Annotated in this window: 21 protein-coding genes; 11 read left to right on the top strand and 10 right to left on the bottom strand. The window is 59.1% G+C overall.

Annotated elements, in window-relative coordinates:
* Nucleotides 1–50: 50 nt before the first annotated feature.
* Nucleotides 51–2,006, top strand: coding sequence for an acetate--CoA ligase (gene acs / locus BUQ81_RS04535; protein WP_074201198.1), 1,956 nt, complete (start codon nucleotides 51–53; stop codon nucleotides 2,004–2,006).
* A gap of 64 nt (nucleotides 2,007–2,070) precedes the next feature.
* Here acs and nadB read toward each other — a convergent pair whose 3' ends face one another.
* On the bottom strand, nucleotides 2,071–3,654 hold the full coding sequence (gene nadB / locus BUQ81_RS04540; RefSeq protein ID WP_074201199.1) for an L-aspartate oxidase: 1,584 nt from the start codon (nucleotides 3,652–3,654) through the stop codon (nucleotides 2,071–2,073).
* A 66-nt stretch (nucleotides 3,655–3,720) separates the two neighbouring features.
* Here nadB and BUQ81_RS04545 point away from each other — a divergent pair, with 66 nt between their 5' ends.
* Nucleotides 3,721–4,164: a SoxR reducing system RseC family protein gene (locus tag BUQ81_RS04545; protein WP_159432262.1), complete on the top strand. Its 444-nt coding sequence runs from the start codon at nucleotides 3,721–3,723 to the stop codon at nucleotides 4,162–4,164.
* Nucleotides 4,161–5,600, top strand: coding sequence for a DegQ family serine endoprotease (locus BUQ81_RS04550; protein WP_084188233.1), 1,440 nt, complete (start codon nucleotides 4,161–4,163; stop codon nucleotides 5,598–5,600). The genes BUQ81_RS04545 and BUQ81_RS04550 overlap by 4 nt, the downstream gene beginning before the upstream one ends.
* A 93-nt stretch (nucleotides 5,601–5,693) precedes the next feature.
* Here BUQ81_RS04550 and BUQ81_RS04555 read toward each other — a convergent pair whose 3' ends face one another.
* The 4 genes from BUQ81_RS04555 to BUQ81_RS04570 are packed head-to-tail and all read right to left on the bottom strand — an operon-like array spanning nucleotide 5,694 to nucleotide 8,540.
* Nucleotides 5,694–6,626: a histone deacetylase family protein gene (locus BUQ81_RS04555; RefSeq protein ID WP_074201201.1), complete on the bottom strand. Its 933-nt coding sequence runs from the start codon at nucleotides 6,624–6,626 to the stop codon at nucleotides 5,694–5,696.
* Entirely contained in the window at nucleotides 6,610–7,440 is an 831-nt protein-coding gene (locus tag BUQ81_RS04560) for a UDP-2,3-diacylglucosamine diphosphatase (RefSeq protein WP_084188234.1), read from the bottom strand. Before BUQ81_RS04560 ends, BUQ81_RS04555 begins: the two co-directional genes overlap by 17 nt.
* On the bottom strand, nucleotides 7,437–7,958 hold the full coding sequence (locus BUQ81_RS04565) for a peptidylprolyl isomerase (protein WP_074201202.1): 522 nt from the start codon (nucleotides 7,956–7,958) through the stop codon (nucleotides 7,437–7,439). Before BUQ81_RS04565 ends, BUQ81_RS04560 begins: the two co-directional genes overlap by 4 nt.
* Nucleotides 7,959–7,967: 9 nt before the next feature.
* On the bottom strand, nucleotides 7,968–8,540 hold the full coding sequence (locus tag BUQ81_RS04570) for a peptidylprolyl isomerase (protein WP_074201203.1): 573 nt from the start codon (nucleotides 8,538–8,540) through the stop codon (nucleotides 7,968–7,970).
* A gap of 56 nt (nucleotides 8,541–8,596) precedes the next feature.
* Here BUQ81_RS04570 and gltX point away from each other — a divergent pair, with 56 nt between their 5' ends.
* On the top strand, nucleotides 8,597–9,991 hold the full coding sequence (gene gltX / locus BUQ81_RS04575) for a glutamate--tRNA ligase (RefSeq protein ID WP_234947344.1): 1,395 nt from the start codon (nucleotides 8,597–8,599) through the stop codon (nucleotides 9,989–9,991).
* Nucleotides 9,988–11,364, top strand: coding sequence for a cysteine--tRNA ligase (gene cysS / locus BUQ81_RS04580; protein ID WP_074201204.1), 1,377 nt, complete (start codon nucleotides 9,988–9,990; stop codon nucleotides 11,362–11,364). Before gltX ends, cysS begins: the two co-directional genes overlap by 4 nt.
* A gap of 227 nt (nucleotides 11,365–11,591) precedes the next feature.
* Here the strand turns inward: cysS and BUQ81_RS04585 are convergent, their stop codons facing one another.
* Nucleotides 11,592–13,187 carry a lytic transglycosylase gene (locus BUQ81_RS04585; RefSeq protein WP_074201205.1) on the bottom strand — a complete coding sequence of 532 codons (1,596 nt, stop codon included), beginning with the start codon at nucleotides 13,185–13,187 and terminating at the stop codon, nucleotides 11,592–11,594.
* Nucleotides 13,184–13,966, bottom strand: a complete 783-nt coding sequence (gene gloB, locus BUQ81_RS04590) for a hydroxyacylglutathione hydrolase (RefSeq protein ID WP_074201206.1) — start codon at nucleotides 13,964–13,966, stop codon at nucleotides 13,184–13,186. Before gloB ends, BUQ81_RS04585 begins: the two co-directional genes overlap by 4 nt.
* Before the next feature lie 47 nt (nucleotides 13,967–14,013).
* Here gloB and BUQ81_RS04595 point away from each other — a divergent pair, with 47 nt between their 5' ends.
* From BUQ81_RS04595 to BUQ81_RS04605, 3 genes are read left to right on the top strand one after another with little or no spacing between them, the layout of a single operon-like run.
* A complete protein-coding gene (locus BUQ81_RS04595; RefSeq protein ID WP_159432263.1) occupies nucleotides 14,014–14,793 on the top strand; it encodes a class I SAM-dependent methyltransferase in 780 nt (259 codons plus the stop codon).
* Nucleotides 14,780–15,229, top strand: coding sequence for a ribonuclease HI (gene rnhA, locus BUQ81_RS04600; RefSeq protein ID WP_074201208.1), 450 nt, complete (start codon nucleotides 14,780–14,782; stop codon nucleotides 15,227–15,229). The genes BUQ81_RS04595 and rnhA overlap by 14 nt, the downstream gene beginning before the upstream one ends.
* The gene (locus BUQ81_RS04605; RefSeq protein ID WP_200770550.1) at nucleotides 15,213–16,097 is read left to right on the top strand and encodes a M23 family metallopeptidase; all 885 of its coding nucleotides are present in this window, start codon (nucleotides 15,213–15,215) and stop codon (nucleotides 16,095–16,097) included. Before rnhA ends, BUQ81_RS04605 begins: the two co-directional genes overlap by 17 nt.
* Here the strand turns inward: BUQ81_RS04605 and sfsA are convergent.
* From sfsA to dnaQ, 3 genes are read right to left on the bottom strand one after another with little or no spacing between them, the layout of a single operon-like run.
* Complete coding sequence (gene sfsA, locus BUQ81_RS04610; RefSeq protein WP_074201209.1) at nucleotides 16,063–16,767, bottom strand: DNA/RNA nuclease SfsA; 705 nt, start codon at nucleotides 16,765–16,767, stop codon at nucleotides 16,063–16,065. The genes BUQ81_RS04605 and sfsA overlap by 35 nt on opposite strands.
* A complete protein-coding gene (locus tag BUQ81_RS04615; RefSeq protein ID WP_074201210.1) occupies nucleotides 16,757–18,115 on the bottom strand; it encodes a GGDEF domain-containing protein in 1,359 nt (452 codons plus the stop codon). The genes sfsA and BUQ81_RS04615 overlap by 11 nt, the downstream gene beginning before the upstream one ends.
* Before the next feature lie 2 nt (nucleotides 18,116–18,117).
* Nucleotides 18,118–18,831, bottom strand: coding sequence for a DNA polymerase III subunit epsilon (dnaQ, locus tag BUQ81_RS04620; RefSeq protein WP_074201211.1), 714 nt, complete (start codon nucleotides 18,829–18,831; stop codon nucleotides 18,118–18,120).
* Nucleotides 18,832–18,878: 47 nt separating this feature from the next.
* Between dnaQ and BUQ81_RS04625 the strand changes: the two genes are divergently transcribed.
* The 3 genes from BUQ81_RS04625 (at nucleotide 18,879) to BUQ81_RS08840 (ending at nucleotide 24,048) form a co-directional block, all read left to right on the top strand.
* Nucleotides 18,879–19,307 (top strand): FKBP-type peptidyl-prolyl cis-trans isomerase, encoded by a 429-nt coding sequence (locus BUQ81_RS04625; RefSeq protein ID WP_074201212.1) that lies wholly within the window; start codon nucleotides 18,879–18,881, stop codon nucleotides 19,305–19,307.
* 4 nt (nucleotides 19,308–19,311) lie between these two features.
* Nucleotides 19,312–23,295, top strand: a complete 3,984-nt coding sequence (gene hrpA / locus BUQ81_RS04630; RefSeq protein ID WP_084188237.1) for an ATP-dependent RNA helicase HrpA — start codon at nucleotides 19,312–19,314, stop codon at nucleotides 23,293–23,295.
* A gap of 243 nt (nucleotides 23,296–23,538) precedes the next feature.
* Complete coding sequence (locus BUQ81_RS08840) at nucleotides 23,539–24,048, top strand: c-type cytochrome (protein WP_234947347.1); 510 nt, start codon at nucleotides 23,539–23,541, stop codon at nucleotides 24,046–24,048.
* Nucleotides 24,049–24,099: the final 51 nt, after the last annotated feature.

The raw sequence follows: 24,099 nt of genomic DNA on the forward strand, positions 1-24,099 counted from the left end.
GCTGCATTTACGCAAGTTTGTCAGTGAAATTACCAGAGGAGCGTCAAGCCATGTCTGAGACTATCGAATCCATTCTGCACGAAGACCGCGTTTTCCCGCCCAGCCCCGAATTCACTGCCCAGGCGAACATCAAGCCCGAAGATTACGAAGCCCTGAAGCGCAAGGCCGAAGCGGACCATGTCGGCTTCTGGGCCGATCTGGCGCGGGAAAAGATTACCTGGGCCAAGCCCTTTACCCAGGTGCTGGATGACAGCAACGCGCCCTTTTTCAAGTGGTTTACTGACGGCGAACTGAACGTCTCCTACAACTGTCTGGATCGCCATCTGGACGCCAAGGGCGACAAGACTGCCATTATTTTCGAGTCCGACGACGGCAAGGTCACCCGCTACACCTACAAGGAACTGACCGACGAAGTCAGCCGTTTCGCCAACGCGCTCAAGAATCTGGGTGTGAAAGAGGGCGACCGGGTGGTGATCTACATGCCCATGATCCCGCAGGCGGTGATCGCCATGCAGGCCTGTGCCCGTATCGGCGCGATTCACTCGGTGGTGTTCGGTGGTTTCTCAGCCGTTGCGCTGCGCGACCGTATCGATGATGCCGGCGCCAAGATCGTCATTACTGCCGATGGCGGCCGCCGTGGCGGCAAGACGGTGCCATTGAAGGCGGCCGTGAATGAAGCGCTGGAAGAACACTGCGGCTGCGTGGAAAAGGTCATTGTCTACGAGCGCACCGGTGAAGAAGTGGAGATGGTCGCAGGTCGCGATATCTGGTGGCACGAAGCCGAGCGCGGCATGCCAGATTACTGTGAGCCGGTTAACGTGAATGCCGAGCACCCGCTGTTTCTGCTCTATACCTCCGGTTCCACCGGCAAGCCGAAAGGAGTGCAGCACAGCTCAGGTGGCTATCTGCTCAACGCTATCGTCACCAACGAGTGGGTGTTTGACCTGAAGGATGACGATGTCTTCTGGTGTACCGCCGATGTGGGCTGGATCACCGGGCATACCTATGTGGCCTATGGCCCGTTGGCGCTGGGCAAGACCATCGTCATGTTCGAAGGCGTGCCCACCTATCCGCATGCCGGCCGTTTCTGGGAAATGTGCCAGAACCACGGGGTTACCGTGTTCTACACGGCGCCGACGGCCATTCGCGCGCTGATGCGTTTCGGTGACGAAATTCCCAGCGAGTACGATCTGAGCAAGCTGCGCCTTCTGGGCACCGTGGGTGAACCCATCAACCCGGAAGCGTGGATGTGGTACTACACTGTCATCGGCAAGGAACGCTGCCCCATCGTGGATACTTGGTGGCAGACTGAAACCGGTGCGCACATGATTGCGCCGCTGCCGGGTGTGACGCCGCTGAAGCCCGGTTCCTGCACCTTCCCATTGCCCGGCATCGATGCGGCCGTTGTGGATGAGGAAGGCAACGAGATTCCACATGGTAACGGCGGCTATCTGGTGATCCGCAAGCCGTGGCCGTCCATGCTGCGCACCGTATGGGGCGATGACGAACGTTACGTGAATACCTATTGGGCGCAGTTTAACAACCGCTACTACGTGGCCGGCGACTCGGCTCGCCGCGACGAAGACGGCTATTTCTGGATCATGGGCCGCGTGGATGACGTGCTTAATGTGTCTGGTCACCGTCTCGGCACCATGGAAATCGAATCCGCACTCGTTGCCCACGAGCGCGTGGCCGAAGCAGCTGTGGTCGGACGCCCCGATCCGGTGAAGGGTGAGGCTATCGTAGCCTTTGTGGTGCCCCGTGGCGATGTGCCGGAGGGCGCGGAGCGTGAAGCGCTGATCAAGGAGTTGCGCGAATGGGTCAGCAAGGAGATCGGCCCCATCGCCAAGCCGGATGACATCCGCTTCGGCTCCAACCTGCCCAAGACCCGTTCCGGCAAGATCATGCGCCGTCTGCTGCGCGCCATTGCCCGTGGCGAGGAGATCACCCAGGATACCTCCACGCTGGAGAACCCGCAGATTCTGGAGCAGTTCATGCAGAAGTAAGCAAAGCTGCTGACCGGTACCAAAAGCCCCGCAATTGCGGGGCTTTTTGTTGATCGAGCTGGCGTTAGTATTTGGGCGTCAGCACCGTTGGCCTAGCGCGCTTGAAGGTTCTCGGGTAATCCTTGTTATAGTGCAGGCCACGGCTTTCCTTGCGCCTGCGTGCGCTTAGCACGATGAGCTCCGCTACCAGCGCTAGGTTGCGCAGTTCGATCAGATTGGGGTTGATGGTGTGCTGGCAGTAGTATTCGTTCACTTCATGCTGGATCATGCGCAGGCGTTTTGCCGCCCGTTTCAGCCGCTTGTCGGAGCGGACGATGCCCACATAGTCCCACATGGTGCGGCGGATCTCGTCCCAGTCGTGGCTGATGAGCACCTGTTCCTGCGGATCCTCGACCTTGGAGCTGTCCCACAACGGTGCTTTGGGTTGCTGCGGCAGGATGGGCAGAGTGCGGATAATGTCGTGGGCGGCTTCCCTGCCAAAGACCAGACCCTCCAGCAGCGAATTGCTGGCGAGGCGGTTGGCGCCGTGCAGGCCGGTATAGGCCACTTCCCCAACGGCATAAAGCCCAGGGCGCGTGGTACGGCCGTGCAGATCGGTAACCACGCCGCCGCAGGTGTAGTGCGCTGCCGGCACCACGGGGATGGGCTCCCGCGTCATGTCAATGCCCACCTTGAGCAGGCGCTGATAGATGGTGGGGAAGTGCTGCTTGATAAAGGTGCTGCCGCGGTGGGTGATATCCAGCAGGACGTAATCGAAACCGTGCTTCTTGAGCTCGCTGTCGATGGCGCGGGCCACGATGTCCCGTGGTGCCAATTCACCCCGTTGGTCATACTGATGCATGAAACGCTCGCCGGTCGGCAGTCGCAGAATGCCGCCCTCGCCGCGCACCGCCTCGGATATGAGGAAGGCGCGATCTCGGGGGTGGTAGAGACACGTGGGGTGAAACTGGTTGAATTCCATGTTGGCCACCGGGCAGCCTGCCCGCCACGCCATGGCAATGCCATCGCCGGTGGAGGTATCCGGATTGCTGGTGTAAAGGTATGCCTTGGAGGCACCGCCCGTGGCCAGCACAACCGCCTGCGCCTGAATGGTCTTGACGGTATGGGTGCGCTCGTGCAGCACATAGGCGCCAATGACGCGCTCACCGTCGCGGATCAGGTCGATGGCCTCGTGGCGGGAAAGCAGGCAGATGTTTTCGTGCGCCTTGGCGTGATCTAGCAGAATGGTCTCTACGCTGCGACCGGTATGGTCGGCAGCATGAATGACGCGACGGTGGCTGTGGCCGCCCTCCTTGGTGAGGTGGAACGGGAAGGGGGCACCGGGTTCCGCCGGCGTAAAGGGCACGCCCAGCTCGATCAGCCAGTCGATCATTTCGCGGCTGTTCTCGGAGACAAAACGCACCACCTTTTCATCGCACAGACCGGCCCCGGCGTTGAGGGTGTCGCGCACATGCGCCTCTACCGAGTCGCTGGGGTCCAGCACGGCGGCAATGCCGCCCTGTGCCCAGTAGGTGGAGCCCTCTTCCAGGTTCTTTTTGGCGATGACGGTGACATGGCAGTGGTCGGCCAGATGCAGGGCTGTAGTGAGCCCGGCAATGCCGCTGCCAATGACGAGCACGTCGGTACGGGTGCGTTCTGTCTGAATCATTTCATGTTCTGCTTGAAAAGAGGCGTTATATTACTACGTATTACATCACCACAGAGACAAGCGAAGATGGACGCGATAGACGCTGCCATGCAAACCAGTATCGGGCGCGTGGTGCGCGCAGATGCGCAGTGGGTATGGGTGGAAACCCAACGGGAGAGCGGTTGCAGCAGTTGCGCCGCAAAAGGCGTGTGCGGCTCAAGCGTGCTTGAAACCCTGTTTTCCAATCGTCACGTGCCCATCCGTCTTCCCAATACGCACAATGCTCAGACAGGTGATATGGTCGAGCTTGCTCTGCCGGAAAGCGCCCTGTTGCGTCAGAGCCTGTGGGCGTATGGCGTGCCGCTGCTCGGTTTCATCGTCGGTGCCATGGCAGGGCAGGCATTGGATGCGGAATTGGGAGCCATTGTCGGCAGTATGTTGGGGTTGGCTGGCGGTTTTGGTCTGACGCGTCGCTTCGCAGCCATACAGAAACCACATATCATGAAAGTCTATAAAGGAGTCAGACTATGAAACGATGGACGAGCGGGCTACTGGCCGCAGCGCTGATTCTCAGTAGCGCGAGTGCCGGTGCATTCTGGGGCGTGGACAAGTCGAAGTCGGTGCAGCAGCCGGTGCAGGTGGCCTTGCCCGATTTCAGCCAGCTGGCCGAGCAAACGGGCAAGTGGGTGGTCAATATCTCCACCACCAAATACATCAAGGCGATTCCGCCGCAGTTTCAGGGCGTACCGCCTGAAATTCTCAAGTTCTTTTTTGGCATCGATCCGCGCCAGTTAGACCGGCCGTCGCAAAAGGAAGAGATTCACTCGTTGGGCTCCGGCTTCATTATCCGCTCCAACGGCTATATCCTTACAAATAACCATGTGGTGGAAGGTGCTGATGACATTATCGTGCGCATGTCCGACCGCCGCGAGTTCAAGGCCGAGGTCCTAGGTCGGGACAAGGCCACCGATGTGGCATTGCTCAAGATCGACGCCGAAAACCTGCCTGCAGCGAAAATCGGCTCCAGCCGCAAGCTGAAGGTGGGGCAGTGGGTGATTGCCATTGGCGAGCCGTTTGGTCTGGACTACACCGTGACCCACGGTATTGTCAGCGCCAAGGGGCGCAGTCTGCCGAATGAGTCCTATGTGCCCTTCATTCAGACCGACGTGCCCATTAACCCGGGCAACTCCGGCGGTCCGCTGATCAACATGAACGGCGAAGTGGTGGGCATCAACTCGCAGATTTTCAGCAAAACCGGCGGTTACATGGGCCTGTCATTCGCCATTCCCATCGAGATCGCCATGAATGTGGCCAACCAGCTGATGACCAAGGGCAAAGTGGAGCGCGGTTTCCTGGGCGTGACCATTCAGGAAGTGTCTTCCGACCTGGCCGAATCTTTCGGCATGAGTCGTCCGTACGGCGCGCTGGTGGCCGAAGTGGGCAAGGGCACCCCGGCTGAAAAAGCAGGTATCCGTCCCGGTGACATTATCATCGAATACAACGGCCAGCCCATCAACAAGTCGTCCGACCTGCCGCCGCTGGTGGGCATTACCACGCCGGGCGAGCGTGTGAAGATCGTGCTGCTGCGCAACGGCAAGCGCATGACGGTTAGTGCAACCGTGACAGCCAAAAATGAGGGCAAGGCGACTGCTTCGACGGGCAAGGCGAAAGCCAATGCCGGCCACTTTGGCGCCGCAGTGCGTGATCTGACGCCGGAAGAGCTGGCCGAACTTCGCAAGGAAGCCCCTGGCATCCCCGGTGGTGTACTGGTGGAGGAGGTCTTCGACGGCGCTGCTGCCAAGTCCGGTCTACGCCCGGGTGACATTATCGTCAGTATCAACTTCCATCCGGTGCATAATGTGGCCGAGCTGAAGAAGGTGTTGCGCAAGCTGCACAAGGGACGCAAGTATCCCATGCGCGTGTTGCGCCGCGGAGGCAGCATCTTCCTGCCGCTGGTGCTTGAATAAAACGATTGCTTACAAATAACTATCAGGTATCAGGCCCGCTTCGTGCGGGCTTTTTTGTATACAGAGGGCACGGGGTGGCAGTAAAAAGGGGAATTAGCCCAGCAGGGCCTGGCAGTGCGCCAGGGCGCTGTCGGCCACGCCTTCAGGGTCATAGCCGCCTTCCAGACAGCTCACAACACGACCCTGGGTCGAATCTGTTGTCAGTGCAAGTGCCCAGCGTGTAATCCAAGCGAAATCCTCCGCTTCCAGCGCCAGCCCGCCCAGCGGATCGCGCGCGTGAGCATCGAAACCGGCACTGAGCAGCAGCAGTTGCGGCGCAAACGCCCGCAACGATTCGGCCCAGTCGCTCGCTTGCACGGCCTCGCGGAAATGGTGCCCATTGCAGCCTGCCGGTAACGGGATGGGATGGCAGTTGTCGGCCAGCGGCGGAATGCCTGTGCCGGGATAGAAGGGATGGCGGAAGCTGGAGCAGAAAAGAATGCGCTCATCGCCGGCCACGATGGCTTCGGTGCCGTCGCCATGATGCACGTCGAAATCCACGATGGCCACCCGCTCGATACCGGGCTGTGCCAGGGCATGGTAGGCGGCCACGGCCACATTGTTGACAAAGCAGAAGCCGGCAGGACGGCTACGGTTGGCATGGTGCCCGGGTGGGCGAATGGCGCAGAAGGCGCGCCGCTGCGGTCGAGCCAGCGACCACTCCACGGCCGCACAGGCGGCGCCGGCAGCATGCAAGATGGCTTCACGACTGTGTGAGCTGAGCACCGTATCCGGGTCGAGTGGGGCATGACCCTGCTCGGGAATGTGCGCCCACAACGCTTTTAAATAAGCCTTGGGATGCACGCGTGTCAGCCATTCTGTTTCAGCAACCGGGGGTTCAAAGCGCACATGGGGCGGTGCCGCGGGCGTATCAAGCCGCGCCAGAAACGCTTCCAGGCGGTGACGGTTCTCCGGGTGCAGTGGACCGGGATCGTGCAGCAGGCAGGCGGGATGATGCCAGATGCTCAGTTCAGGCTGGCTGTTCATCGGGCGTCAGGCAGTGAAAGGCAATGGTGGAAGGATCAATTCTAAGCACCCACGCTTGCGGCCGCCAGTCGCCCAATACCCAGCGATGTCGGCCATTGGGATACAGATGGTGGCCTGGGCGGTGGGTATGGCCGTGAATAAGGTGCGGATAGTCCGCATAGGCGTCAAACCAGCTGCGCACGGTATCCTCATCCACATCCATCCATGCATCCGGCTTGTGCGCACTTTCCTGCTGTGAGCGCAGGCGCATGCGTTCGCCCACGGCACGGCGGCGGGCCCTGGACATGTGCAGAAACAGCCACTGCAGCCAGGCGCTGCGCAGGCGGCGGCGCACGGCCTGGTATTCCGTATCCAGCGTGCACAGTTCATCGCCATGGCAGAGGATGACGCAATGGCCATGAATGTCCGTGAGCACCACCTCCGGCATGGGCTGCACGCCGGTGGCATCCCAGAACGCCTCGCGCATGAGAAAGTCGCGATTGCCATACAGCAGCTTGACGGCGGTGCCGCTGTCGGTCAGCGCGCGCAGTGCATTGATGATAGGTGCGTAATCCTCCAGCCCGATATCGTCTCCGAGCCAGCGTTCAAACAGGTCGCCAAGAATGTAGAGCGTGTCGGCCTCGGGCGCCTCGTGGGCGAGAAAATGCAGAAAGTGACGGTTGATGGGATGGGAAACGTCCGTTTCCAGGTGAATATCGGCGATAACGTAGGAAAAGGGCGCGTTTTCGCCCGGTTTTTCGGCAGGGGAAAAATCGGTGCGTGTAAAAAGTCGGGGACCCCCCCCGACGAGCGGGGGGCAGGCGTTGTCGCTCATTCCGCCATGTCGCCTTCGATCACGTCGGTGGATTCGATGATGATGGGTTCCATCGGCACGTCCTGATGACCGGCGTAGTTGCCCGTGGGCACCCTGGCGATGGCATCAACCGTGTCGGTGCCGTCCACGACCTTGCCGAATACTGCATAGCCCCAGCCGTCCATGTCCTTGCTGCGGAAGTCGAGGAAGGCGTTGTCGTTCAGGTTGATGAAGAACTGGCTGGTGGCCGAGTGCGGATCCATGGTGCGGGCCATGGACAGGGTGTATTTCTCGTTTTTCAGGCCATTGTCGGCTTCGTTTTCAATGGGCTCGTGCGTCGGCTTGCGGTCCATGTCGGGAGTATGGCCGCCACCCTGAATCACGAAGCCAGGAATGACGCGGTGGAAAATGGTGCCGTTATAGAACCCCTCTTTCGCATAGCGCAGGAAGTTCTCTACCGTTTTGGGTGCCTTCTCGGGGTAGAGTTCGATGGTGATATCGCCCTTGTTGGTGTGAAAAATGACCTTGGGGTTGCTCATGAATGCCTCCTATTGAATCTGGCGTGCCTTAAGAATGATGACCGGCTTCACCGGCACATCCTTCATGCCGTTTTTCCGGCCGGTCTGAACCTGGCGAATCTTGTTGACCACGCGCATGCCCTTGATCACGCGACCAAAGACAGCATAGCCCCAGCCGCGGCCATGCTTTTCGCGGAAGTCCAGAAAGCTGTTGTTGGCCACATTGATAAAGAACTGGCTGGTGGCGGAGTGGGGATCACTGGTGCGCGCCATGGCCACGTAACCGATACGGTTGTGCAGGCCGTTGTCTGCTTCATTGGGGATGGGTGCGCGGGTAATCTTGCGCTGCATGTCCTGCGTATAGCCGCCGCCCTGAATCATGAAGTCCTTGATCACGCGGTGAAAGATGGTGCCGTCATAAAAGCCCTCGTTGACATACTGCAGGAAGTTCTCCACTGTTTTCGGAGCCTTTTCCGGGAACAACTCGATAATAATGTTGCCGTAATTGGTTTCCAGCAGCACCTGCGGGTGCTTGGTTGCGTCGGCTGCGGAAACGAGCAAAGGCAGCGTCAGCAGGAATGTCAGCAGGCCGCGTCGAAGCATGGTGCCCTCCTGTTAAAATATGCAGATTCGTCACGAATTATAAAAGGAATCGGATCTTGAAAACCCGTTTTGCACCGTCGCCCACGGGCTACATTCACATGGGCAATGCGCGTACCGCCCTGTTCAACGCCCTGATGGGCCACAAGCGCGGCGCCACCTTTCTGTTGCGTATTGAGGATACGGATACCGAGCGCAGCGACATGCAGTATGTTGATGCGCTGAAGGAAGATCTCAAGTGGCTGGGGCTGGACTGGCAGGAAGGGCCTGACGTGGAAGGGCCGAACGGTCCCTATTTCCAGAGCCAGCGCGGCGATATCTACGAAAAATACTATCAGCAGCTGCTGGATGCGGGTCTGGCCTATCCCTGCTTCTGTACGCCCACCGAACTGGAAGTCATGCGCAAGGCACAGGCCCAGGCCGGCCAGCCGCCGCGCTATGATGGCCGCTGTAGCCGATTGACGCCGGAGCAGGTGGCGCAGAAAAAGGCAGAGGGCATTCCTTACACCCTGCGTTTCAAGGTGCCCAAGGGCGAAGAGGTGGTGTTCATGGACGCCATTAAGGGGCGGCAGCGTTTCAAGACCGATGACATTGGCGATTTCATTATTCGCAAGGCGGATGGGGCTGCGGCGTTCTTCTTTTCCAACGCCATTGACGATGCGCTAATGGGCGTCACCCACGTCATTCGCGGCGAGGATCACCTCACCAACACCCCGCGACAGATTCTGCTGCTGGAGGCCCTGGGGCTGCCGGTGCCCGAGTATGCGCACATGAGCATGATCGTCGGCCCGGACGGCAGCCCGCTGTCCAAGCGTCACGGTAGCCGTTCCATCCGTCAGTTGCGCGAAGAGGGCTTCCTGCCGCAGGCGTTGACCAACTACATGGCGCGACTGGGGCACACCTACAAGGATGCAGACAACACGCTCATGGATCTGCAGCAGCTGGCCGATGGCTTTGAACTGAGCCAGTGCGGCACGGCCCCGGCCCGTTACGATGAGAATCAGCTGCGCTTCTGGCAGAAGGAAGCGGTACAGGCCCTGAGCGACGAAGCGGCGGCGCAATGGCTGGCACCGTTTGCGCAGGACAAAGTGCCGGCAGAAAAATGGCCGGCGTTTGCCGCGCTGATGCGCGATAACATTACCCTGCCGGACGAAGCGGTGGCGTGGGCCGAGCGCCTGTTCGAGCCTGTGCCGTTGCCACAGACTGAACTGTCGGTGGAAGTTGCACCGGGCTTTTTCGAGGCGGGGGCCGAAGCGCTGGCGCAGGGTGCGGACTTCAAGCAGCTGACCGAAGCGCTCAAGGCGACCGGTGCCAAGGGCAAGCAATTGTTCCAGCCGTTGCGCTGGGCGCTCACCGGCCAGCTGCATGGGCCGGAGCTGCCGGTGCTGTTTGAACTGATGGGGCGCGAGGAAGCGTTGCGCCGCTTCCGTCAGGCAGCGGAGGCCGCGGCATGAGCGAACTGCAGATCTACAACACCGAATCCCGCCGGAAGGAAACCTTCAAGCCCATTCAGCCTGGCAAGGTGGGGCTATATGTGTGTGGCGTCACCGTTTATGACTACTGCCACGTGGGCCATGCCCGCGTGATGGTGGTGTTCGATACCTTTGTGCGCCATCTGCGCGCCCAAGGCTATGATGTGAAGTATGTGCGCAACATTACCGATATCGATGACAAGATCATCAACCGAGCGCTCGAGCGTGGCGAGTCTATTAATGCACTGACGGCACGCTTTATCGACGCGATGCACGAGGACGAGCGGGCGCTGAATGTCCTGCCGCCGGATGAGGAGCCGCGCGCCACTGAGTACATGCAGGATATTCTGCAGATGATCGAAACCCTGCTGGGCAAGGGGTGCGCCTATCGTGCTGACAACGGCGACGTCTATTTCAGCGTGCGCGACTTCCCCGACTACGGCCGTCTGTCTCACAAGAAACTGGAAGATCTGGAGGCGGGTGCCCGCATCGATGTCAACGCGGCCAAGAAGGACCCGCTGGACTTTGTGCTGTGGAAAGCGGCCAAGCCCGAGGAGCCGGAGGAGGCCAAGTGGTCGGCGCCGTTTGGCCTTGGTCGGCCTGGCTGGCACATTGAGTGCTCCGCCATGTCCACCCGCTGCCTGGGGCCCCATTTCGATATCCACGGGGGCGGCATGGACCTGCAGTTCCCCCACCACGAAAACGAGATCGCCCAGAGCGAGTGCGCCACCGGTGAGCATTTCGTCAACTACTGGATGCACGTGGGCTTCGTGCGCATCAATGACGAGAAGATGTCCAAGTCGCTGGGCAACTTCTTCACCATCCGCGATGTGATCAAGGCCTACCATCCGGAAGTGCTGCGCACCTTTCTTTTGTCGGCCCACTATCGTTCGCCGGTAAACTATTCGGAAGACAATCTGGAAAAGGCAAAGGCGGAGCTGCAGCGCCTGTATGGCGCGCTGGAGAACATTATGCCGGGGGAGGCGGTCGCTGATACGGACTATGAACGCCGTTTCGATGCCGCCCTGAATGACGACCTCAATACCCCGCAGGCCTTTGCCGTGCTGTTTGAACTGGCGCGTGACGTGAACAAGTCGCAGGAGCCTGCGCTGGCGGGCCTGCTGGTCAAGCTGGGACAGCGGCTGGGTATTCTCTACGATACACCTGAAGCCTTCTTTCGCAGCGACGCCGGGGCGGATCTGAGCGAAGAAGAGATCGAACGGCTGATCGAGGCACGCAATCAGGCGCGCAAGGACCGGGATTTCGCGCGGGCGGATCAGATTCGGGATGAACTGAAGGCGGCTGGGATCGAGCTGCTGGATGGACCGGAAGGCACCCGCTGGCGGCGCGTATAAGCGCATCAGGAAAGTCTGATATAAACGCTAATATTTTGATTGTTAACGGCTATAAGTTTTACTTTTGATGGCCATAAAAAATACTTGACATGCATTTGTCATGAAAGTATCATGAAAAACATACTCACGTTTCTTCATGAGTATCCTCCTCTGATTTGATCCTGTTAACCCGCTGCATTGCAGCGGGTTTTTTTATGCCTGCCTTTTTGCAAGGGCATCCATGCATCTCAGCCGTTATTGGACGCCAGTTTATTGGCGCGATCAAGCCAGATCACCAGCTCCTGTCCCGGCTTGAGCATGGTTTTTTTCAGATCGTTCCAGCGCTTGAGCTGCTCAGTGGAGGTGTTGTACCGGCGCGCCACCAGCCACAGGCTTTCACCCGCTTTGACTTTGTGCAAAATGCGTGCCTTGGCGTATTGGGGCGGAATGCGCAGTGTCTGTCCAGGACGCAGCGGCTTGTGTACCGACAGACCGTTGACCTGCGCCAGGGTGCTCACTTTCATGCCATAGCGCCTGGCGATCTCCCACAGGGTTTCCCCGCGTTGCACGGTAACTTTGTGCCCCGCTGAGCGCGCAGGCTTCGTTTTCGCCAGCTGGGTTGCTTTGACCGGCGTGTTGGGCACGATCAGAGTGCGGCCTGCAATCAGCGTATTGCTCGTGAGGTCATTGAGGCGCTTCAGCGTTTTCACGGTGGTGCCGTAGCGCTTGGCCAACAGAATCAGACTTTCGCCCGGGCGAATGCGGTGGTGACGCAACTTGACCGCCAGCAGGGTAGGCTTTTTCTGCATCGCAGCCAGAATTCGCTCCGCCGAGGATTTGGGCAGCAGCAGATGGTGCGGGCCGTCGGGCGGGGTGGCGGTGCGCTTGTAGCCGGCGTTCAGGTGATAAAAGGTTTTGCTATCCAGCGTGCTCAGTTTCCGTGCCGTGTCCAGATCGATCTGGTGTTTGAAGGTGAGCAGTTGATGCTCGGGCTGCAGCGGAATGGTGGGAAGATCGGTCCTGATCCGCTCCGGCGTCTTGAGCAGCGTGCAGATGGCCATCAGTTGCGGCACATATTTCTGGGTTTCCCTGGGTAGGTCCTTGCGGATGTCCCAGAAGGTCACCTCCTCACGGCCAAGTCGCTTGCGCACGCGTTTCATGGCATTGAGCACGGTGCCGATGCCACCGTTGTAGGCGGCCAGCGCCAGCAGCCAGTCGCCGGTCATTCCGTGCAGCTTTTCCAGATAATCCAGTGCGGCCTGCGTGCTGACATAAGGATCGCGGCGGGCATCGTACCACCAGTTCATTTTCAGCCCCTCGATACGTGCGGTGCTGGCGGTAAACTGCCACAGGCCGGATGCCCCCTGCCAGGAGTATGCCTTCGGGTTGAAGGCGCTTTCCACAGCGGGCAGCAGGGTGATTTCCGTTGGCATGTTCCGTTTCTTGATTTCGGCATAGATCATGGGCAGAAACGGCTTGGCGCGGGTCAGCACACGCTGCAGATGCATGGGGTAGCGCTCGTAGAAACGGACATAGGTGGAGAAATCCCGATCCTGCTGCGGCAGCAGCGTAAACTCGCGGGTAATCCTTTCGATCAGATCCCGCGGTGGTGCCGGCGGCTGGGTGGGGTGTGCCTTCGAGGGGGTGCTGGCCGTTTCGTTTTTGTCCGCCGCGTTTATCGACGTATTGGTTGTCTGTTTAATTGTCGGGGCCAGCGTCTGTTTATTTGTCGGGGCCAGCGTTTTCGTTCTGCTCTGTTCGCTCGAACCTGCATTGCGTTGTGGCAGGCTCTGACAGGCGCTCAGAAGGCTGGTTATGGCGACGGCAAGGGCAATGCGCTTCATGAGCGGGGCTCCAGTTCGCCAGTGGCATCCAGTTCATCTTTCCACCCACGCAGGGTGGCGAACAGGCTGGCATCGGAGGCGTCTGCGCCCCGATCGAGAAGACATGCTTTGAGCGCGGGCCGGTCGAAGCGCAGAAAAGGGTTGGTGGCCTTTTCGACCGCCAGCATCTCCGGCACACACAGCTCGTCGCGCTGATAACAGGCGACGGTACGGTTGCGGCGTAACGCTACCGCTGCATTGTCCGGCTCGGCAATGGCGGCGAAATGGCTATTCGCCCACGTATATTCATGACCGCAGTAGATCAGGGTTTCGTCCGGCAGAGTGCGCAGTTTTAACAGCGAGGCGGCCATCTGCTCGGGGGTGCCTTCAAACAGGCGTCCACAGCCCGCGGTAAACAGAGTGTCGCCCACAAATGCGGCCTGAGGATGAACGTAGGCGATGTGATCCAGCGTATGGCCGGGTATTTCCAGAATATCGAACAGCCAGGGGCCGACGGTTACGGTGTCTCCTTCACGCAGCGGATGGGTAATGCCACTGAAATGGGAGTTGGCGGGACCGTATACGGGGACAGTGCCGCAGTGGTCCAGCAGATCCTGCACGCCCTGCACGTGATCGTAATGGTGATGGGTGATGAGCACGCCTTCCAGCGTGAGCCCATTGTCTTCCAGTGCCTCCATGACGGGTACGGCATCGCCGGGGTCCACGACCCAGGTGCGGTTGTCATGGATCAGTAGCCAGATCAGATTGTCTTCCAGTGCGCGAATCGGACGTATGTCCACGAAAGCCCCCTATAATGTTGAACCTAATCATTTTAACCGCTCCTGTCATGCAGTTTCAGTTTCAGCAGTTCCTCAATCACTGGTACCGGCAGCCGCGTTTGCGCGGCCTGCTGGATGCCCAGGCGGCGTTGCTGCAGACCGGGCTGGAGCGCGCTTTCGGCTACTATCTGGTGCAGCTGGGTGCGCCGTGGCCCGACTCGCCCGCCACGCATGTCAAGGTAAGCACCCATGTGCTGGTGGAAGGACGGCCACGCAAGGCACCCGGCTTTGAAACCGTAGTGGCCGATTTTGATTTGCTGCCCTTCGGGCGGGAGAGTGTGGATGTGGCCGTGCTGCCGCACACGCTGGAAACGATCAGCGACCCCTATCATCTGCTGCGGCAGGTGGATCGCATGCTGGTGCTGGACGGTCATGTGGCCATCTGCGGATTCAATCCCTTCAGTCTGGCCAATCAGCGCCTGCGTCATTTCGGCCGGGACAAGGATCGCTTTAAAGCGGCCAACTGGATCGGCATGCACCGCGTGGTGGATTGGCTGAACCTGCTGGGCTATGAAATCATTCTTGCGCAGCATACGCCGCTGGGGTGGCTGCCCGAGGGCAGGGATGAAGAAGGACGCTGGTCGCGCTGGAAGGAGCAGCTGGAATATGGTCTGGAAAAGGCTTATCTGCACAGTGGACGCTTCTACTGTGTGGTGGCACAAAAACGCAGTGTGCCGTTGAATCCCACGCGGCTGGACTGGAAGCTGGCCAACTGGCTGCCGATTAATAAAGGTGCGTGGATTCCCTCGCGCAGATTGCAGCATCGGAGTGTACATGAAAAAGGTTGAGATCTTTACCGACGGCGGTTGCCGCGGCAATCCCGGCCCAGGCGGCTGGGGGGCGTTATTGCGTTATGGCGAGCACGAAAAGGAGCTGTGGGGCAGCGCAGCGGAAACGACAAATAATCGCATGGAGCTCACTGCGGTCATCGAGGCGCTCAAGGCCCTGAAAGAACCAGTGGAGGTGACAATATACACGGATTCCCAGTACGTAAAAAATGGGGTGACCCAGTGGATGCCCAACTGGAAGCGCAACGGCTGGAAGACAGCCAACAAACAGCCGGTCAAGAACCGGGACCTGTGGGAAGCGCTGGACCGGGAACTGCAGCGCCATCGCGTCCATTGGCAGTGGGTCAAGGGGCATGCAGGGCATCCGGAGAATGAACGTGCGGATGCGCTCGCTAACAAGGCCATGGATGAATTGCTGAATGAAACCCATGCTTAAACGAACACTTTGCCTGCTGGCTGGCTTTTGCAGCACTGTCGCGACAGCAGGCACGTATGACCAGAAAACCCCCATTCAGGTCAGTGGCCAGCTTACGCAGGGTGGCTATGCCATTGTCACCGCATCGCCTGGGAGCCGCATTTCCTATGCGAAACGCACGCTTATTGTTGATGAAAGCGGTGCGCGGCCCATCGGTTTCAGCCGTGATGCAGCGACGCGACAGGAGATTAGCGTTCGGTTGCCAGATGGCCGCACCATTATCCGAGAAATTACTCTGGCGCCGCGCAAGTACGCCATTCAGCGTATCAATGGCCTGAAAAAGCGTTATGTGTCACCGGACAAGGCAACGTTGAAAAAGATCCGCGAAGATATCGCCAGGGCGCGTGCCGCACGCAGGCTGGACCTGCCCTTTGCGGGCTGGCGTGACCGTTTCATCTGGCCGACGAGCGGGATTATTTCCGGCGTCTATGGGTCACAGCGCATTCTCAACGGCAAGCCGCGTCGGCCCCACTATGGTGTGGATATCGCCGCACCCACCGGCACGCCCGTCTATGCCCCGGCAGGGGGGAAAGTGACGTTGGCAACCCCCATGGTGCTGAGCGGCAATACGCTGATGATCGACCATGGCCGCGGCGTGCGTTCCACCTTCATGCACCTTTCGAATATGACAGTACACGAAGGCGAGCTTGTCAAAAAGGGGCAGAAAGTGGGCGAAGTGGGTGCGACGGGTCGCGCCACGGGACCGCACCTGCACTGGGGCATGAGCTGGTTTAATACCCGTCTCGACCCGGCTACCTTTATGGATGTGCCAGACCTGAAGCCTGGTGCTCGCGTCAAGGCAAAAACGCGAGCGGTTTCCGAAAAGTGATGGCCTGCGCGCTGGCGTCAAACTGGAGCGGCAGCACCTCGACGCCGGCTGCCACCGCCTCACGCAGCGCGTCGCCATAGGCGGGATCGATTTCGTCGGCAGGGCGAAAGGCTGTGGCGTCGCTGCGCTGAATGGTATAGGCCACGACCGCTCGGTGTCCCGCTTCCACCATGCGCCCCAGTTCGCGCATGTGCTTCTGCCCACGCAGGGTGACTGCATCGGGGAAGATGGCCGTACCATGCTCATCCACGGCGGTGACATTCTTGACTTCCACATAACAGTCCGGCAGACCTTCCCCCTTCAGCAGCAGATCAATGCGACTGCGTTCGCTACCGTAGCGCACCTCCCGTTCGATGCGGCTATAGCCGCGAAAGAACTCCAGCACGCCTGACTCCAGCACTTCCTGTACCAACGCATTGCTGCGAGCCGTATTGACGCCCACGCAAATGTCGTCCACCTGAGTCAGCTCCCACGTGTAGTGGGTCTTGCGTTTCGGGTCGGGGTGATAGCTCATCCAGATGCGGCTGCCAGGGTCAGAGACGCCCAGCATTCTGCCGGTATTGGGGCTGTGCGCCACGATGATCTCGCCATCTTCCAGTTCCACATCGGCGAGAAAGCGCTTGTAGCGGCGCAGCAATCTCCCCGGAAACAGGGGTGGATCAAAGGTCATCTGCGGAGTTTTCGGCTGAGCAGTCCAGCGTTTCGAGCCGGTAGGTATTGCGCCCTGCGTGCTTGGCGGCGTATAGCAGTGAGTCGGCATGCTGATACAGGTGTGCCGTGTCAATGGTGTTTGCACAATGTGGCGGAACGACCACGGCACCGGCCGAGAAGGTGAGCCGGTTCCAGGGCGGATTTGCAGGATGGTCAATCGGGTGTGCTTCAAAATGGGTAAACAGCCGTTGGATCTGCTTGTGAATATGCTCTACTTTTGAGCTGCTGAACAGCAGGGCAAATTCTTCGCCGCCGAGGCGGAAGAGAAAGTCGTGGGGGCGTGCAAAGGTTTGCGACAAGCCGTCTACAAAGGCCTTCAGCACCGCATCTCCTGCCTGATGGCCCAAGGTATCATTAAACGCCTTAAAGTGATCCAGATCGAGTATCACAAAGGCGGTCAGGCGCTTGTAGCGAAGGTTATAGCGCAGTTCGCGCTGAATGATTTCATCAAACATGATGCGGTTGTACAGTCCCGTCAGGGGGTCGTGCAGGGCAAGGCGCTCCGCTTCAACCAGCGCAGTAATATCTTCATACACAAACAGGGTATACGGATCGCCCATTTCGTCCTTGATGGCAATGCGTGTGGCCCGCAGCGCCAGGGATTGATTGTTGGCTTCTACATGGATTGTGAGTGGATCGTCACAGCCACTACACAGGATTTCAGCAGGCTTTTCCCCCAGCACCGCTTCAAGCGGCTTGCCCAACATGGCGTCTGCATCGCGTTGCAATAGTTGGGCAAGCGCCTCACTCACCTGGTCGATGTGGCACGTGCTATCGATGCGGAGAAAAAGGGCGTGACTGCTGATGGCGCGATAGGCTTCCTGCAACTGGTAGAGAATATGTTTTTCCCGGATAACCTTTTCCACCAGCGGGGCCATTGCTGCGAGGATGGCCTTTACGGCACGAAAGATGTTGGCATCCACATTGTGGGCACGCAGCACCAGGTGGGCAGGGGTGTTGTCAAGCTGGACGGGAAAGCACTCGAAGACATCATCGTTGTCCAGCTGCGCCAGCTGAAGGCTTGGCGGGATCTGCTCAAAGCGAGTGTCGTCTTCTTCATCGCACGGCATGCCCTCACTCAAGTGAAAAAGGCAGCGCTCCTCTACGTATAAGCGGATTTCAGCACAATCCGTCGCCAGTACTTCACGAAAGAAATCCAGAATATCCGTCAGCAGTTCTTGCAGATTTCCAGATTGCTCCAGCATTTCATTCAGATGCAGCAGGGTTTTGTTTAGCAGGTGGTCGAACAGCTGCTGCGGGACTTCAAGGCAGCCTTCGCTATCGGTGTTGATCAAAAAGCGTTCCATCTTTACCAGTCCAGATTTGTCTGCTGGCTGCTGCTGCGCAGCTTCGCCAGATAATCCTGATGTGCGGCCAGCTCGTCAGCAGTGGCACGGCGGACGGGTACCTTGAAGCGTGCCTGCCTTGTTGCGGCGTGGGCAGCAGTATCCGCTGTGGTTTCGGCATCCAGCAGCAGGGCGCTCTGTCCCCCCGTCATGGCCAGATAGACGTCAGCGAGAATCTCGGCATCCAGCAGGGCGCCGTGAAGGGTGCGGTTGCTGTTGTCGATGCCGAGCCGCTTGCACAGGGCATCCAGGTTGGCGCGCTGTCCCGGATACTGCTTGCGGGCCAGCGCCAGGGTATCGGTAATGGTACAGTGGTCTTCCACCCGTCCCCATTTGTTTTTCTTGCCCAGCAGCGACAGTTCGTAGTTGATAAAGGCGACATCGAACTGGGCGTTGTGGATCAGCAGCTCCGCGCCCTTGATCCAGTTCATGAAGTCATCAACAATGTCGGCAAAGGTGGGCTTATCGGCCAGAAATTCATTGCTGATGCCGTGCACCTGGAGCGCTTCGGCCTCGACTTCCCGTTCCGGGTTGATGTATTGGTGATAGTGATCGCCCGTTGGGCGGCGTTTCACCAGCTCCACGGCGCCGATTTCGATGATGCGATGACCCTCCCAGAAATTGGTCTGGCCCTTGTTCATGCCGGTGGTTTCGGTATCGAGGACGATCTGTCGCATGGGGTATAATTGCCGTTAATTTATTTATTAATTATAAAGGAAAGAGTATGCCGCGTATTCGAAAGGGCAGCTATGTGAAGTTTCACTACGAGCTGCGCGATGAAAAGGGCAAGGTGATCGAGTCTACCTTCGGGGGCGAGCCGCTGGACTATGTACACGGCGAAGGTCAGCTGATCGAGGGACTGGAAGACTATCTTGAAGGCGAAGAGCCCGGCTTTGAAGGGCGCGTGACCCTGCCGCCGGAGAAAGCCTATGGTGAACACCGTCCCGAGCTGGTGGTGTATGCCGGGCCGGAAAACTTCGATGACAGCGTCGAGCTGAAGGAAGGCGAGGTGGTGGAGACGGAAGACCCAGACGGCAATCCGGTGCAGTTCCGCATCATCGAGATTACCGACGACAAGGTCTATCTTGACGGCAACCATCCGTTGGCCGGCAAGACGCTGGAATTTAAGGTGGAAGTGGTTGAAGTCAGCTAAGCCGATGGGTTCAAACGCGACACGTGAAAAGGGCGCAGCGGCGCCTTTTTCTTTACCCGATTCACTTCCGAAAAGCCGCGACGCGTGGCGCAAACTGATTGAAACGCAGGCGCCTACGCATCAGCGTCATGGCCTGCTGCGTGCATTGGAAAAGGTACCGGACGAGGCCCTGAAGGAGGGGGGTCCCCGACTTTTTCGCGAGCGCGTTTTTTCAGCGCTGGAAAAAACGGCTCAACGGGCCGCCCTGGTGCCCGAAAGTCTCTCCTGTGATGAAAATCTGCCCATTTGCGGTCGTCGTGACGAAATTGTCGAGCTGATTCGCACGCATCAGGTGGTGGTGATCGCCGGCGAAACGGGGTCGGGCAAGACCACGCAGATTCCCAAGCTGTGTCTCGAGGCGGGGCTGGGGCGTCGCGGCATGATCGGCTGCACCCAGCCGCGGCGATTGGCGGCGCGCTCCGTGGCGCAGCGCATTGCCGACGAGCTGGAGTCCATGCTGGGCGACAAGGTGGGCTATCAGGTGCGTTTTCATGCGCAGGTGGGCAAGGAACCGCTCATCAAGGTGATGACCGACGGCATCCTGCTGGCGGAGATCCAGAACGACCGCTACCTGAGCCGCTACGACACCATCATTATCGACGAGGCGCACGAGCGCAGCCTCAATATCGATTTTCTCCTCGGCTACCTGAAGCAGCTGCTGCCCAAGCGCCCGGATCTGAAGGTCATCATTACCTCTGCCACCATCGACACCGCGGCCTTTTCGCGACACTTTGACAATGCGCCGGTGATTGAGGTGTCCGGGCGCACCTATCCGGTGGAGATCCGCTATCGGCCGCTCGAGGCGGTCAGCGACGATGCCGGCAACACCTTTGAACCCACCGTGAACGACGCCATTGTGGATGCGCTGGACGAACTGGCGCAGATCGATCCCTTCGGCGATGTACTGGTGTTTCTGGTGGGGGAGCGCGACATCAAGGAGGCGGCCGAGGCGATCCGCAAGCATGGGCTGAAAAATACCGAGGTGATGGGCCTGTATGCACGCCAGAGCTTGGCCGAGCAGCAGAAGATCTTTCAGCCCAACCCGCACAAGCGGCGCGTGATCCTCGCCACCAACGTGGCGGAAACCAGCCTGACCGTGCCCGGTATCAAGTTTGTCATCGACACCGGCCTGGTGCGCATCAGCCGCTATTCGCCCAACCTGAAGGTGATGCGCCTGCCTATCGAAAAGATTTCGCAGGCGTCCGCCAATCAGCGTGCGGGGCGTTGCGGTCGCGTCTCAAGTGGTGTGTGTATCCGTTTGTATTCGGAAGAAGATTTTCTTGCGCGTCCACGATTTACCGACCCGGAAATCAAGCGCACCAGCCTCGCTACGGCGATCCTGCGCATGAAGCAGCTGGGGCTGGGGGATATCGATCGCTTTCCCTTTATCGAGCCGCCTGCGAGCAAGCAGATTAACGATGGCCTCAAGGCATTGCACGAGCTCAATGCGCTCACGCCGAAAGGGCGCTTGACCGAGATCGGGCGCCAGCTGGCCAAGCTGCCGGTGGATCCCCATTTCGGGCGCATGATTCTGGAAGCGCAGAAAAACGACGTGCTCGCGGAAACGCTGATTGTGGTGGCAGCGTTGTCCATTCAGGATCCACGCGACATCAACGAGCAGACCCAGGCTGCGGCCAGTCGTGCCCACGCCAAGTGGCAGGATCCGCGCTCCGATTTTCTGTTTTTCATTCATCTGTGGCATTTTTACGAGTATCAGAAGCGCCATCTGAGCCAGAACAAGCTGCGCAAGCTGTGTCGCACCAACTATCTGTCGTGGCTGCGCATGCGCGAATGGCACGACCTGTTCATGCAGCTCAAGCAGTCGCTCAAGCAGATGGGCATTGCCGTGCCCGACCCCCATCCGCTGGAGGCCTGCGATGCGCCGGATACGCCAGACATGCGTCTGAGCGATAACCATGCGCTCAACCTGCACCGCACGTTGCTTGCCGGTCTGCTGGGCGGCATCGCCATGCGCGACGAGCAGCACGCCTATCTGGGCGCGCGCAATAGCCGGCTGTATATTCATCCCAGCTCGGTGCTGTTCAAGCAGAAGCCCAAATGGATCGTCTCGGCGGAGCGTGTGGAGACGACAAAACTGTGGGCACGCAATAATGCCCCCATCGATCCCCGTTGGGTCGAGGCGCTGGCCGGCCATCTGGTCAAGCGCAATTATCAGGATCCGCACTGGGAGGCGAAGCCGGGGCAAGTGGGGGCCTATGAAAACGTCACCCTGTATGGTCTGCCGTTGGTGTCGCGCCGCAAGATCAATTATGGCCGCGTCAATCCGAAGGCGGCCCATGAAATCTTTCTGCGTGCGCTGGCAGCAGGGGAGGTGCGCACCAGGGCAGATGCTATCGTGCACAATCAGCGGCTGCGTCGTGAGATCGAGCGGCTGGAACACAAGATCCGCCGACCCGACCTGCTGGTGGAAGAGGACGTCCTCTTCGACTTCTACAAGGCGCGCATCCCCGAGCACATCTACAGCCAGCCAGCGTTTGAAAAGTGGTACCGCGGCCTGTCCCGTCAGGCGCAAGAAGCGCTCAAGCTGACCCGCGAGCAGCTGCTCAAGCGCACGCCGGACACGGACTGGGAAGCGGACTTTCCCGATCAGATCGCCGTGGGTAACCGCCTGCCGCTCAAGGTGCGCTACACCTTTTCACCGGGTGAGCGCAAGGATGGCATGCACATACAGGTGCCCATTGAAGCGCTGACCTGGCTGGATGAACGCCCCTTTGGCTTTCTGACACCGGGACTGCTGCCGGAAAAGGTACAGCACTATCTCAAGGCGTTGCCCGGTCGGTTGCGCAAGCGGCTGGTGCCCCTGCCGGAGAGTGCGAAAGGGATCGCTGCTGCCATGAGGCCGGAAGAGGGCGATTTTCTCAGTCAGTTGCAGAAGCTGGTGCAGCGGGAACTGGGTGACCCGATTGCTCTCGACCTTTTTCACGGAGTCGAGCTGCCCGCCCACCTCATTCCCAAATTTGTTCTGCGCGACAGCAAGGGTAAGGTGATTGGGGTCAGTGAATCTCTGAAGGAACTGCGCACCCGATTTGCCGCCAAGCTGGCTAATCTATCCCGTTCGACGTTCAATGACGCCCAGCCGTGGAAGGAATGGATGCAGTCCGCCATCCCCGACCACATCGAGGAGCGTCGGGGTGGCCAGACCCTGGTGCTCTATCCTGCGCTGGTGAAAACAGAAAAGGGTGTAGTGCTGAAAACCTTTCCCCGCGCAGACGAGGCACGCCGCGCCCATGCAGAGGGCGTACAGGCCTTGCTGATGCAGCAGCTCAAGGACAAGGCGGACTATCTGCGCAAAAAACTGCCGCTCAAGCAAGCGTGCCTGCGCTATGCGCCCTATGGCAGCTGTGATGATCTGAAGCAGGCGATTATCGAACGGGCGCTAAAGCAGCGCATTAGCGAGCTTGCCAATATCCGCACGCGTGAAACTTATGAACAGGCGCTGGAAACCCTGCGCGCACACTGGATTTCTGATGCGCAGCAGCTGGCTGAAAACGTGGACAGCGTACTGGCTCAGCATCAGCAGTTGCAGGCGCGCCTGCGCAAGGCCAATCCGCGCTGGCTGGTGGCGCTTGACGATATCCGCCGGCAGCTCGAAGAATTGATTACCCCCGATTTTGTCCGCCGGGTTCCGGATCCTTGGTTCGGTCGACTTGAAACCTATCTGCACGGTATTGAAAAGCGACTGGAACGGGTTGAGAATAACCCTGGCAAGGATCAGCAGGCACAGGCCGAACTGACCCCCCTGCTGACAGGGTGGGCTCAACTCGCCCAGCAGCGTGATGAAGACGATGAGCACGTCATAGAGATTCGTTGGCTGATCGAAGAACTGCGCCTCCAGCTGTTTTCCCCGCCACTCAAACCGGTGCAACCGGTATCAGTGAAGCGGATGCAGCAGAAGATCGAACAGGCCCGTAAAGAACCTGCAGGTTAGTCTGGCACGGCCACATAATTTCTTGCGGGCTGTGATTTTCCCCAGAGGTTGGTGGGATAATGGTACTGTCTGCATTGCACGTTCTGGCTTGATGCCACTAGAGATTGCGCCCCACGCTTTTACTGTGCAGCGCGGGAGCATTCAGTGTGGTACGGCGTACAAGGTTTCTCCATGTTTTTTCTTACTTATGTCAGTCAGAGTGTGATAAATTTGAGTCACCTTTAACGCTAGGGGGATACATGCATGAAACTTAAAACACTCGTACTGGCACTGGGCATGACCAGTGGCGCGCTGATGCTGAGCGCCTGTGGCGACAAGGGGCAGCAGGCTTCAAATGAAGCGGCGGCGCCGGCCGAGCAGGCAGCAGCGCCTGCTACGCAGGCCGCTGAAAAGCAGACCGCAACCGAAGCGGCTCAGAGTGCTTCCGCGGCTGTAGGTGAGAAGGTGGAAGCTGCTAAACAGGCTGTAGCTGAAGCCATGACGCCAGCCATTCCGGCTCAGCCAAAGCCACCGGCTGACAAGGGGGCAGAAATCTATGGTCAGTGTGTCGGTTGTCATGGCCCCACCGGAGGCGGTGGCGTGGGTCCCAAGCTGTCGGGTCAGTCCAAGGATACCCTCGCATCCACGCTGAAGGACTACAAGGCGGGCAAACAGATTGGTCCGCAAACGGCCATGATGGCCCCCATTGCACAAGGCCTGTCGGATGAAGATATTGAAGCTGTAGCCAACTATATCGCGACGAATTTCAAATAAGTTTGTCGTCACTCTGTTGGTCAAAACCCGGCATCTGCCGGGTTTTTGTTT

The organism is Sulfurivirga caldicuralii, assembly GCF_900141795.1.
Taxonomy (GTDB): Bacteria; Pseudomonadota; Gammaproteobacteria; order Thiomicrospirales; family Thiomicrospiraceae; genus Sulfurivirga; species Sulfurivirga caldicuralii.